We start from the raw sequence: 11,916 nt of genomic DNA, 5'->3' as shown, positions 1-11,916 counted from the left end.
CGATTGGCTAACGAAGCCGGCGGCTTGTGGTGGGGAGCGGCTTTGTGGGCGACGAGGGCTCCCCCGTGTTGGAGCGCGCGGCCCTACAGGAGCCCGGGGGCGCCGTTCGCAGCCCAGCGCGGGCAAGCCCGCTCGCCACACAAGCCATGTCACCCTTAAGCACTGATCAGTGGTTGACCGTGTACGCCAACATCATCGACAGCTGGCACATCGGCCGCCCACTCTCGGCATGCCACTGGTTGAACGCGCCCTGCACCGTCGCCAGGTCGCGCAGGCTGGTGGGCGCCTTGTCGACGATCTTCTGCGCATTCAGCGCGGCCACCACGTCATAGCTCGGCACAAAGGTATCCTTGCCGACCATCCGCAAAAAGCGCGGCGCCGACAGCCCGCCCAACTGGTGGCCGTACTTGCTCAGGTACTTCCACAGCCCGACGATATCAGTCACCGGCCAGTCGGCGATAAAGGCGCCGAAGCTGCCCTTCTTCTGCTCGATATCCAGGATCATCTGCGCATTGCGCGGCACGCTCTTGAGCTTGCCGAGGTGGCGGATGATCCGCGTGTCCTGCATCAGCCGCTCAAGGTGTTCAGCGCCCATCAGCACGACTTTTTCCGGATCGAAACCGAAAAACACCTGCTCGAACGCCGGCCACTTGGCGTCCACCACGCTGTGCTTCAAGCCCGCGCGGAACACGCGCAGCGCCAGGGTCGACAGGTAGCGATCATCACTGATCTTGCGCAATTGCGCCGGGGTCTTGGGTACGGGCAGATGGGCTTCGAGTTCGGCCGCCGAACCGAAACGGTTCAGACAATATTCGTGCAGCCACTTGTAATCGCGCATGCCCTCTCCTGGCAATTGAATTGAAAACGGCGCTCGCAAGCGCCGTTTGTCAGAGCGTCGAATGGGCTCAGAGGTTCACAACATTAACGAAGCGCGAGGCGGCGCTCTCGTCGATTTTCAGGCTGCTGAAGTCGAACAGGTTGCGGTCGGCCAACTGCGACGGCTGCACATTCTGCAAGCTGCGGAAGATGCTTTCGGTACGGCCTGGGGTCTTGCGCTCCCAGTCCAGCAGCATCTCCTTGACCACCTGGCGCTGCAGGTTTTCCTGGGAGCCGCACAGGTTGCACGGGATGATCGGGAATTGCTTGAGGTCCGAGTAGGCCTGGATGTCCTTCTCGTTGCAATACGCCAGCGGGCGGATCACCACGTTGCGCCCGTCATCGGCGCGCAGCTTGGGCGGCATGGCCTTGAGCGAACCGTTGAAGAACATATTGAGGAAGAAGGTTTCAACGATATCGTCGCGGTGATGCCCCAGGGCCATCTTGGTGGCACCGATCTCGTCGGCAAAGGTGTAGAGCGTGCCACGGCGCAGGCGCGAGCACAGCGAGCAAGTGGTCTTGCCTTCCGGGATCAGTTCCTTGACCACCGAGTAAGTGTCTTTTTCGACGATGTGGTACTCGACGCCCAGCGCCTTGAGGTAAGCCGGCAGCACGTGTTCGGGGAAGCCCGGCTGTTTCTGGTCCATGTTGACGGCGACGATCTCGAACTGGATCGGTGCAACCTTTTGCAGGTGCAGCAGCACGTCGAGCATTGTGTAGCTGTCTTTGCCGCCGGAGAGGCAGACCATGACCTTGTCGCCGTCCTCGATCATGTTGAAATCGGCGACTGCTTCACCGGCCAGGCGACGCAGGCGTTTTTGCAGTTTGTTCTGGTTGACCGTAAGAGTGCCCATGGCGCTTGGATCCGCTGGAGGTGTGTGACGAAAAGCCGGGCATTTTAACGCCAAGAATGGTCGAGATCCAATGTGGGAGCGGGCTTGCTCGCGAAAGCGCTGTACCTGTGATGAATGTATCAACTGACACGACGCTTTCGCGAGCAAGCCCGCTCCCACATTTCCAATCGCGCCTTGCCTCACAGACCTCACCGCGATTAGCACCAATGTTTACAGTGCAATTCGCTCTAAAGCCCTACAGTTTTTCCGGTCATCCCTTTCTATACTGCGACGTAAGGTCGCACATCACTATCCAGACCTTTGTGGCCATTTGGCCCGTGGGCGCTCCGATGGGGGGCGATGGTAATAACGACAGGAGTGACTGGCATGATCCATCACGTCGTGGGGCTTTTTACCCATCCCGACCAGGAATGGCGGGAAATCCGTGGCGATAAAGAAGAAAGCATCAGCCACATGTACCTCACTCATACCTTGATTCTCGCGGCAATTCCCGCCGTGTCGGCCTTTATCGGCACCACCCAGGTCGGCTGGGTCATCGGCAACCGTGCGCCGGTGATGCTGACCCAGGAAAGCGCCCTGTGGATGACCCTCATGTCGTACGCAGCCATGCTCGGCGGCGTGGCGGTGATGGGGGCATTCATCCACTGGATGGCGCGCACCTATGACGCCAATCCCAGCATGGCGCGGTGCGTGGCCTTTGCCACCTACACAGCGACCCCGCTGTTTATCGGCGGGCTGGCGGCGCTCTACCCGCACATGTGGTTGGGCATGGTGGTGGGCACCGCGGCGATTTGCTACACGGTGTACTTGTTGTACGTAGGCGTACCGACGTTCATGAGCATCGATCCGGATGAGGGTTTCCTGTTTTCCAGTTCGATACTGGCCGTCGGGCTGGTGGTACTGGTCGCAATCATGGCGTTTACCGTGATCGTCTGGGGCCTGGGTGTAGGCCCGATCTATACCAACTGACCGCTTGAAACGGAAGGCAAGGCCACCGCAAGGTGGCTTTGTGCGTTATGCATGACCATTCGGCGCCTGACAGATTCGGAAACACTCAGCTTTGCGGCATACTGGGCGCCTCTGGAGATATGTACAGCATGCCCGAGCAACTCAATACCCGCGTCGAAGATTGTTTCCTGCAAGCCGAATCCTTTTTCAAACGAAGCTTCAAACGCCCCCAGGTCAGCCTCAAGCTGCGGGGCCAGAAGGCCGGTGTCGCGCATTTGCACGAAAACCTGCTGCGCTTCAACCCACAGCTTTACCGTGAAAACAGCCAACATTTCCTCAAACAGACCGTGGCTCACGAAGTCGCGCACCTGATCGCTCACCAATTATTCGGCGAGCGCATCCAGCCCCATGGTGAGGAATGGCAATTGATCATGCGCGGGGTTTACGAACTGCCGCCGGACCGCTGCCACACCTATGCGGTGAAACGCCGCCAGGTGACTCGTTACATCTACCGTTGCCCGTGTGCGGACAGTGACTTTCCGTTTTCGGCGCAGCGCCATGGAATGGTGGCTCAGGGAAGAAGGTATTTGTGTCGGCGGTGTCGGCATACCTTGGTGTTTACCGGGGAAACTCGGGTGGAATAATGGCCCCGATAGCGCCAGACCAGTCAACCAACCAACCTGGCCTGCCGCAGGTCTCCTATGCTCTGAGGAGTAAATCCCAATTCTGCCAACACCTCATCTGTGTGTGCGCCGACAGCCACACCAATATGCCGAGGCGCCGGCAACCCCTCGGAAAACTTCAACGGGCAAGCAATCTGCGCCTGGGTCGAGCCATCCCCTCTCGGCACCTGGCTGACCACCTGCCGCGCCTTCAACTGCGGATGCTCCAGCGCTTCACTGAGGCTCAACACCGGCTCCACACAAGCATCGACCTCGGCAAACAGCGCACACAGCTCATCAAAACTGCGCTTCTCGAATTCGACCTGCAGCGCCTGCTTGAGAGCCTTCTGCTGCTCAGGCTTGGGCGACAACCCCTGCGCCGCCAACTCCGGCCGCCCCAACACCGCACACAGTTGCTGCATAAACGCCGGCTCCAGGCTGCCCACCGACATCCAGCGGCCATCCCGCGAGCGGTAATAATCGTAAAAACTACCGCCGTTCAGCACATGGCTTTCTCGCTCCGGTTCCACCCCACAGGCCAGGTACCCCGCGCCCGCCATCGCGTTCAGGCTGAACGAGCAGTCGGTCATGCTCACATCCAGGTACTGCCCCACTCCGCTTTGCTGGCGGGCGATAACGGCCGCGAGCAGCCCTACCACGGCATGCAGCGACCCACCGCCGATATCCGCCAACTGCACGCCCAGGGGCAAAGGCCCGCTGTCGTGACGCCCGGTGTAGCTGGCCACTCCGGCCAGTGCCAGGTAATTAATGTCGTGCCCGGCGCGGTCCTTGTAGGGCCCGGTCTGGCCGTACCCGGTGATGGACACATAAATCAGCCGCGGGTTGATCGCCTTCAATGCCTCATAACCCAGGCCAAGGCGCTCCATCACCCCAGGGCGAAACTGCTCAAGGACAATGTCGTAGTCCTTGACCAACTCACGCACGATCTCCAGCGCCTCGGCCTGTTTGAGGTCCAGCGCCAGGCTGCGCTTGTTGCGATTGAGATAGGCATGGCTCGCCGACGTGCCCTGGTCGTGGGGCGGCAGCACGCGCAGCAGGTCCATGCGCGTGGGCGACTCGATACGCAGCACCTCGGCGCCCATGTCCGCCAGCATCAAGGATGCAAACGGGCCAGGCAGCAAGGTGGAAAAATCCAATACTTTGAGGGACGCCAAGGGACCTGACATGGAGACTCCATTTGGGTGTTGAGTCCCCATAGACTAGGCACCCTGGCGCCTGCCAGCAATCGTCAGAACGATCACCAACCGTGACCGTTTTGATCATGGCGGGCTTTTTCGCGCAGGCGGCTTTATCATTGGCCCACGTTTGCTTGCAGAGTGCTCCATGAAGTTTGCAATTACTGTGTTTAGCGCCGCCCACGCGCCCTCCTCGCGCCGCGCCTTGCTGTTCGCCCAGGCGGCGTTGGCGGGTGGCCACGAGATTGTGCGGCTGTTTTTCTATCAGGATGGTGTCTTCAACGCCGCCAATAACCTGGTTACGCCCCAGGACGAGCAAGATATTGCCCGCCAATGGCGCGAGTTTGTCAGCCAACACCAGCTCGACGGTGTGGTGTGTATCGCCGCCGCCCTGCGCCGTGGGGTGCTCAATACCGAGGAAGCCGCGCGCTATCAGCGCAGCGCGGTCAACCTGGATGCGCCGTGGGCGCTGTCGGGCCTTGGGCAATTGCACGACGCTGCCCAGGCCGCCGACCGTTTGATCTGTTTTGGAGGGCCATGAGATGTCCAAATCCCTGTTGGTGATCAGCCGCCAGGCGCCGTGGTCCGGCCCGGGCGCGCGCGAAGCGCTGGATATCGTGCTGGCCGGCGGCGCATTCGATCTTCCGATCGGCTTGCTGTTCCTGGATGACGGTGTGTTTCAGTTGGCGCCGCAGCAGAACGCCAAGGCCGTGCAGCAAAAAGATCTCAGTGCCAACTTGCAGGCATTGGGGCTGTTCGGCGTCGACGACGTGTTCGCCTGCCGCCACAGCCTGGCCGCCCGAGGCTTGACGCCCCCCAGCGATGCGCAACCGTTGAGCAACGACGAGATCTCCCAACTGATTGACCGTTACGACCAAGTGATGACCCTCTGATGTCGACTTTACATGTGCTCTCTCACTCGCCCTTTACCGATAGCCGGCTCGACAGCTGCCTGCGGGTCTGCGGCACCCAAGACGCGATCCTGCTTTGCGGCGACGGCGCCTACGCGCTGCACAGCGCGGCCTTGCACACCAAGGGCGTGAAGGTGTTTGTGCTGGCCGAAGACATGCAGGCGCGCAACCTGCCGTTGCCCGACTGGGCCGACAGCGTCGACTACCCAGGTTTTGTGCAACTGTCGATTGACTACGACAAGGTCAACGCCTGGCTATGAACACCCTGACCGTAGGCGAACGCACCCTCGAACTGGACAAGGACGGCTACCTCGTCGACCTGAATGACTGGTCCGTCGATGTGGCCAACGCCCTGGCCGCTGCCGACGCCTTGGAACTGACCCCGGCCCATTGGGAAATTCTCGAACTGCTGCGCGATTTCTACGCCGAGTTCCAGCTGTCCCCGGCCACACGCCCGCTGATCAAGTACACCGCCTTGAAGCTGGGTGCGCAAAAGGGCAACAGCCTGCACCTCAACCACCTGTTCAATGGCACTCCCGCCAAACTCGCCGCCAAGCTGGCGGGCCTGCCCAGGCCGACGAATTGCTTATGACCGACTTTGCCCCGCTGACCCTCGAAACCCCTGCCGAGCACCCGTTTGCGCCATTCGTGCGCATCCTGGGCAAAGGCAAGCGCGGTGCGCGCAGCCTGACCCGTGAAGAAGCTCGCGAGGCCATGGGCATGCTGCTCGACGAAAAGGTCGAGGACACCCAGCTCGGCGCGTTCCTGATGCTGCTGCGCCACAAGGAAGAAAGCCCGGAGGAACTCGCCGGTTTCACCGAGGCTGTGCGCGAGCGCTTGAACGCCCCGGCGCTGAATGTGGACGTCGACTGGCCGACCTACGCCGGCAAGAAGCGCCACCTGCCGTGGTACCTGCTGGCAGCCAAGTGCCTGGCGCAAAACGGCGTGCGCATCCTCATGCACGGCGGCGGCGCGCACACGGCGGGTCGGCTGTACACCGAACAATTGCTGCAAGGTTTGCAGATCCCGCTGTGCCGCAACTGGCAACAGGTCGAGGCCGCCTATGAGCAAGGCAACCTGGCGTTTATCCCGCTGGGCGATTGGGCGCCGCAATTGCAACGCATGATTGACCTGCGCAACACGCTGGGCCTGCGCTCGCCGATCCACTCCCTGGCGCGCCTGCTCAACCCGCTGAATGCGCGCCTGGGCCTGCAAAGCATTTTCCATCCGGGTTACCAGGGCGTGCACCGCGATGCCAGCGGCCTGCTCGGCGACAACGTGATTGTGGTCAAGGGCGACGGCGGTGAAGTCGAGATCAACCCCGACACGATCAGCCACCTGTATGGCACCACCGGCGGCGCCAGCTGGGACGAGGAGTGGCCCGCCCTCTCCGCCCAACGCCATGTCAAGCCGGCCACCCTCGACCCCGAGCAGTTGAAGGCGTTGTGGCGTGGCGAGGTCGAGGACAGCTACCCGCAACTGGCGCTGATCGCCACCATGGCACTGGCCTTGCGCGGCCTCGGCCACCCCCGTGAACAGGCCTTCGACGTGGCCCAGCAATACTGGGCGGCGCGGGACAAATCGATTTAATCGATCATTCACGCCCGGACTTTGCGCTTTTAGTTCGAACTCATCCCTTTAGACTGGGCTCCAACGCTTATTAGCCAAGGAGCCAGTCATGGGTTTGCTGATCGAAGGACACTGGAAAGACCAGTGGTACGAAAGTAGCGCAGAGGGCGCGTTCCAGCGGGAGCAGGCGCAACGCCGCCACTGGGTGACCGCCGATGGCCAGCCGGGGCCGAGTGGCGAAGGTGGCTTCAAGGCCGAGGCCGGGCGCTATCACCTGTATGTGTCCCTCGCCTGCCCCTGGGCCCATCGCACCTTGATCCTGCGCAAGCTCAAGGGTCTGGAAAGCCTGATCGACGTGTCCGTGGTCAGTTGGCTGATGCTGGAAAACGGCTGGACCTTCGACAAGGCCCATGGCTCCAGCGGCGACACGCTGGATAATCTGGACTTCATGCACCAACGCTACACCGCCGATACCGCCGACTACACCGGGCGCGTCACGGTGCCGGTGCTGTGGGACGAAAAGCTCAAGCGCATCGTCAGCAATGAATCAGCGGAAATCATCCGCATGTTCAACAGCGCGTTCAACGCGCTGACCGGCAATACCCTGGATTTCTACCCCGAGCCGTTGCGCCCGACCATCGACGCGCTCAATGAGCGAATTTACCCGGCGGTGAACAACGGCGTGTACCGCGCAGGCTTTGCCACTTCGCAGAAGGCTTACGAAAGCGCGTTTGATGACGTGTTTGCCGAGCTGGACCACCTGGAACAACACCTGAGCGACCATCGCTACCTGGCCGGTGAATACCTGACCGAAGCCGATGTGCGCCTGTTCACCACGCTGATTCGCTTTGATGCGGTGTATTACAGCCACTTCAAATGCAACCTGCGCAGGATTGCGGACTATCCGAACCTGTCGAATTGGTTAAAGGAGATGTATCAGTGGCCGGGCGTGGCCGAGACGGTGGATTTTGAACATATCAAGGGGCATTACTATGCCAGCCATCGGACGATCAACCCCACGGGGATTGTGCCCAAGGGGCCGTTGCAGCCATTCGAGGGCGCTCATGATCGCGACAAACTGAGCGGAAAATCGGTGGTCAGCACCCATTAAGCTCTGTGGCGAGCGGGCTTGCCCGCGTTGGGCTGCAAAGCAGCCCCAAAATCTGACACCCGTATTTATTCAGGCACAGTGCCGGGGTCGCTGCGCGACCCAACGCGGGCAAGCCCGCTCGCCACAGGTGCTCACCACGAGAACGCGATCACACTTGGGATTGAGCGCCTTCAAACCACTTGAGCTTCTCGCGCAATACCACCACTTCACCCACGATCACCAGTGTCGGCGCATGCACTTCATGCTCCGCCACCATGCGTGGCAAGTCGGCCAGGGTGCCGGTAAACACGCGCTGGTTCGACGTGGTGCCCTGCTGGATCAACGCCGCCGGCGTATCCGCCGCGCGCCCATGCTTGATCAGCTGTTCGCAGATGATCGGCAAGCCAATCAACCCCATGTAGAACACCAAGGTCTGCGACGGCCCTACCAGGTCACTCCAAGGCAGGTCCGATGTCCCGTCCTTCAAATGCCCGGTGATGAAGCGAACCGATTGCGCGTAATCACGATGGGTCAGCGGAATCCCCGCATACGCCGCGCAACCGCTGGCTGCGGTGATCCCCGGCACCACCTGGAACGGGATGCCATGGGCCGCCAGTTCCTCGATCTCTTCGCCACCGCGCCCAAAGATGAACGGATCGCCACCCTTGAGGCGCAGCACGCGCTTGCCCTGCTTGGCCAGGTCGACCAATTGCTGGTTGATCTGATCTTGCGGCACCGCATGATCGGCGCGCCGCTTGCCGACATACACGCGCTCGGCATCGCGACGGCACAAGTCCAGGATCGCCGGGGCCACCAGGCGGTCGTACAGCACCACGTCGGCTTGCTGCATCAGGCGCAAGGCGCGGAAGGTCAGCAGGTCCGGGTCACCGGGGCCTGCCCCCACCAGGTAAACCTCGCCCGGCGCATACGGCGGCGCGCCGTTGACCTTTTCGATCAGCAGGCGCTCGGCTTCATCGCCCTGCCCGGCCAATTGGCGGTCGGCAATCGGGCCCTGGAACACCTCTTCCCAGAACGCGCGGCGTTGCTGCACGTCCGGGTACAAACCTTTGACCTGCGCGCGAAAACGCGCCGCCAGCCCGGCCAGTTGGCCATAGGTGGAGGGGATCCAGGTTTCCAGCTTGGCGCGGATCAAGCGCGCCAGCACCGGCGCATCGCCGCCGCTGGACACCGCGATCACCAAGGGTGAACGATCGACAATCGCCGGGAAGATCACGCTGCACAAGGCCGGCGCATCTACCACATTGACCGGTACGCAACGACGCTTGGCATCACTGGACACTTGCGCGTTCAGTGGCTCGTCATCCGTTGCCGCGATGATCAGGACGCAACCCTCCAGGTCGGCCTCCTGATAACCGCGCAAAATCAGTTCCCCGCCACTGCCCAGCACCAGCTCACGCAACTGGTCTTCGATCTGGGGAGCAACCACCCGCAGCACTGCGCCGGCGTCGGCCAGCAGGCGGGATTTGCGCAAGGCAATCTCCCCACCACCGACGACCAGCACATGACTGCCGCGCAGGTTATGAAACAGCGGCAGAAATTCCATTTAGCGAATGACCTCAACGCCCGCCATGTAAGGCTTGAGCACGTCAGGAACGCGGATCGAACCGTCGGCCTGCTGGTAGTTCTCCAGTACCGCCACCAGGGTACGGCCTACCGCCAGGCCGGAACCGTTGAGGGTGTGCACCAGTTCCGGCTTGCCGGTTTCCGGGTTGCGGAAACGCGCCTGCATGCGTCGGGCCTGGAAATCACCGCAGTTGGAGCACGACGAAATCTCGCGGTATTTGTCCTGGCTCGGCACCCACACTTCCAGATCGTAGGTTTTTACAGCGCTGAAACCCATGTCGCCGGTGCACAGTGCCAGTACGCGATACGGCAGCTCCAGCAGTTGCAGGACGCGCTCGGCATTCGCGGTCAGGCCTTCCAGGGCTTCCATGGAGGTCGACGGCTCGACCACCTGCACCATCTCGACTTTGTCGAACTGGTGCTGACGGATCATGCCGCGGGTGTCGCGGCCCGACGCGCCAGCTTCGCTACGGAAGCACGGGCTGTGGGCGACGAATTTGAGCGGCAGTTGCTTGGCGTCGAGGATTTCGCCGGACACGATATTGGTCAGCGACACTTCGGCGGTCGGGATCAGGTACAGATCGGCTTCGCCATCGCGGCTGATCTTGAACAGGTCTTCTTCGAACTTGGGCAACTGGCTGGTGCCCATCAGCGCCGGGGCTTGAACCAGGTACGGGGTGTAAGCCTCCTCGTAGCCGTGCTCGGCGGTGTGCAGGTTGATCATGAACTGCGCCAGGGCGCGGTGCATGCGCGCGATAGGGCCGCGCAGCAAGGCAAAGCGCGCGCCGGACATTTTGGCTGCAGTTTCGAAATCCAGGCCGCCGGTCAATTCGCCCAGGGCGACGTGGTCCTTGATCTCGAAATCAAAGGCTTTCGGCGTGCCCCAGCGGCGCACTTCGACGTTGCCGTCTTCGTCAGCGCCAATCGGCACCGATTCGTGCGGCACGTTAGGGATGCCCAGCAGGATCGAATCCAGCTCGGTCTGGATCTTGTCCAGCTCGACTTTACCGTCGGACAGCTCGGTGCCCATGCGCTCGACATCCGCCATCAACGGCGCGATGTCTTCACCGCGCTGCTTGGCCTGACCGATGGATTTGGAACGCGCATTACGCTCAGCCTGCAGTGCTTCGGTGCGGGTCTGGACGGTCTTGCGCTGTTCTTCCAGCGCTTCGATGCGCGCAACATCCAAGGCAAAGCCACGGGATGCCAGGCGGTCCGCTACGTCCTGAAGGTTGCTACGTAACAGTTTGGAATCGAGCATGTCGGTCTCTCGTTTATCAAAGTTTGGTCAAGGACAGGCCAGCCCAGGTGGCGAGCAGCCCGCCGAACACGCTGATGCCCAGGTAGCCGAAAGCGACCAGGGCCTGCCCGCTTTCCAGCAGGCGCAACGTATCCAGTGAAAAGGATGAAAAGGTCGTCAGACCGCCTACAAAGCCGACGATCAAGCCGGCACGAATTTCAATCGGTACTTCCGGGCGCAGCAGGAACCAGCCGTACAGCAACCCGATAATCAAACAGCCCACCAGGTTGACCGCCAGGGTCGCCGCATAAAAATGCTTAGGCCAATTGGCGCTGACCCACGTACCGGTGGCGAAACGCAATAATGTACCAGCGATGCCGGCTGCGGACACGGCAAGAATCGTCTTGAGCACTACTTTCTCCGCTGTTTCGGGCTGAGGCGGTCAAGCTGGGCGAGGTGATTGAGCTTTTCACCGATCTTCAGCTCCAGGCCACGGGGCACCGGCTGATACAGCGGCAGCGGCTCAAGCTCATCGGGGAAGTAATCTTCGCCGGCGGCGTAGGCATCCGGCTCATCGTGGGCGTAGCGGTATTCGTCGCCGTAGCCCAACTGCTTCATCAGCTTGGTGGGCGCATTGCGCAGGTGCAGCGGCACTTCGAGGGAGCCGTATTCAGCCGCCGCACGCAGGGCCGACTTGAAGCCCATATACACCGCGTTGCTTTTTGGCGCGCACGCCAGGTAGGTGATGGCCTGGGCCACCGCCAACTCGCCTTCCGGGCTGCCGAGGCGCTCCTGCACATCCCACGCGGCGAGGCACAGGCTCAGGGCGCGCGGGTCGGCGTTGCCGATGTCTTCGCTGGCCATGCGCACCACGCGGCGCGCCAGGTACAGCGGGTCGCAGCCGCCGTCGATCATCCGCGCAAACCAGTACAGCGCGCCGTCCGGGTTGGAGCCGCGCACGGATTTGTGCAACGCCGAGAGCTGGT

15 protein-coding genes are annotated in these 11,916 nt (G+C 61.7%); 8 read left to right on the top strand and 7 right to left on the bottom strand.

What is annotated here, in order from left to right:
- Positions 1–166: 166 nt before the first annotated feature.
- Positions 167–838, bottom strand: a complete 672-nt coding sequence (locus GIW02_RS26185; RefSeq protein ID WP_236419372.1) for a DNA-3-methyladenine glycosylase I — start codon at positions 836–838, stop codon at positions 167–169.
- A gap of 67 nt (positions 839–905) precedes the next feature.
- A complete protein-coding gene (gene ttcA, locus GIW02_RS26180; RefSeq protein WP_236419371.1) occupies positions 906–1,730 on the bottom strand; it encodes a tRNA 2-thiocytidine(32) synthetase TtcA in 825 nt (274 codons plus the stop codon).
- Positions 1,731–2,096: 366 nt separating this feature from the next.
- Between ttcA and GIW02_RS26175 the strand changes: the two genes are divergently transcribed.
- Positions 2,097–2,699, top strand: coding sequence for a Yip1 family protein (locus GIW02_RS26175; protein WP_236419370.1), 603 nt, complete (start codon positions 2,097–2,099; stop codon positions 2,697–2,699).
- Between the two features lie 128 nt (positions 2,700–2,827).
- Complete coding sequence (locus GIW02_RS26170) at positions 2,828–3,322, top strand: SprT family zinc-dependent metalloprotease (RefSeq protein ID WP_236419368.1); 495 nt, start codon at positions 2,828–2,830, stop codon at positions 3,320–3,322.
- A gap of 23 nt (positions 3,323–3,345) precedes the next feature.
- On the opposite strand, the gene GIW02_RS26165 is transcribed toward GIW02_RS26170, so the two are convergent.
- Positions 3,346–4,527 carry a CaiB/BaiF CoA transferase family protein gene (locus tag GIW02_RS26165; protein ID WP_236419367.1) on the bottom strand — a complete coding sequence of 394 codons (1,182 nt, stop codon included), beginning with the start codon at positions 4,525–4,527 and terminating at the stop codon, positions 3,346–3,348.
- A gap of 157 nt (positions 4,528–4,684) precedes the next feature.
- Between GIW02_RS26165 and tusD the strand changes: the two genes are divergently transcribed.
- The 6 genes from tusD to GIW02_RS26135 all read left to right on the top strand — a co-directional run bounded on the left by tusD (position 4,685) and on the right by GIW02_RS26135 (position 8,127).
- Positions 4,685–5,077: a sulfurtransferase complex subunit TusD gene (tusD, locus tag GIW02_RS26160; RefSeq protein ID WP_236419366.1), complete on the top strand. Its 393-nt coding sequence runs from the start codon at positions 4,685–4,687 to the stop codon at positions 5,075–5,077.
- Position 5,078: 1 nt separating this feature from the next.
- Positions 5,079–5,429 (top strand): sulfurtransferase complex subunit TusC, encoded by a 351-nt coding sequence (tusC, locus tag GIW02_RS26155; RefSeq protein WP_236419365.1) that lies wholly within the window; start codon positions 5,079–5,081, stop codon positions 5,427–5,429.
- Positions 5,429–5,707 carry a sulfurtransferase complex subunit TusB gene (gene tusB / locus GIW02_RS26150; RefSeq protein WP_236419364.1) on the top strand — a complete coding sequence of 93 codons (279 nt, stop codon included), beginning with the start codon at positions 5,429–5,431 and terminating at the stop codon, positions 5,705–5,707. Before tusC ends, tusB begins: the two co-directional genes overlap by 1 nt.
- Positions 5,704–6,039, top strand: coding sequence for a TusE/DsrC/DsvC family sulfur relay protein (locus GIW02_RS26145; RefSeq protein WP_236422183.1), 336 nt, complete (start codon positions 5,704–5,706; stop codon positions 6,037–6,039). The genes tusB and GIW02_RS26145 overlap by 4 nt, the downstream gene beginning before the upstream one ends.
- Positions 6,036–7,037, top strand: a complete 1,002-nt coding sequence (locus GIW02_RS26140) for a glycosyl transferase family protein (RefSeq protein ID WP_236419841.1) — start codon at positions 6,036–6,038, stop codon at positions 7,035–7,037. The genes GIW02_RS26145 and GIW02_RS26140 overlap by 4 nt, the downstream gene beginning before the upstream one ends.
- An 88-nt stretch (positions 7,038–7,125) precedes the next feature.
- On the top strand, positions 7,126–8,127 hold the full coding sequence (locus GIW02_RS26135; RefSeq protein ID WP_236419839.1) for a glutathione S-transferase family protein: 1,002 nt from the start codon (positions 7,126–7,128) through the stop codon (positions 8,125–8,127).
- Positions 8,128–8,275: 148 nt separating this feature from the next.
- Here GIW02_RS26135 and cysG read toward each other — a convergent pair whose 3' ends face one another.
- From cysG to GIW02_RS26115, 4 genes are all read right to left on the bottom strand, one after another.
- On the bottom strand, positions 8,276–9,670 hold the full coding sequence (gene cysG, locus GIW02_RS26130) for a siroheme synthase CysG (protein WP_236422182.1): 1,395 nt from the start codon (positions 9,668–9,670) through the stop codon (positions 8,276–8,278).
- Positions 9,671–10,951 (bottom strand): serine--tRNA ligase, encoded by a 1,281-nt coding sequence (gene serS, locus GIW02_RS26125; RefSeq protein ID WP_236419358.1) that lies wholly within the window; start codon positions 10,949–10,951, stop codon positions 9,671–9,673.
- A 16-nt stretch (positions 10,952–10,967) separates the two neighbouring features.
- Complete coding sequence (crcB, locus tag GIW02_RS26120; protein WP_003232122.1) at positions 10,968–11,342, bottom strand: fluoride efflux transporter CrcB; 375 nt, start codon at positions 11,340–11,342, stop codon at positions 10,968–10,970.
- On the bottom strand, positions 11,342–11,916 hold a 575-nt coding region (locus GIW02_RS26115; protein ID WP_456362092.1), incomplete at its 5' end, for an AAA family ATPase. The genes crcB and GIW02_RS26115, both read right to left, overlap by 1 nt.

This window comes from Pseudomonas syringae (assembly GCF_021606685.1).
Lineage (GTDB): Bacteria > Pseudomonadota > Gammaproteobacteria > Pseudomonadales > Pseudomonadaceae > Aquipseudomonas > Aquipseudomonas syringae_R.
This window is presented reverse-complemented; position numbering and strand designations above follow the sequence as displayed.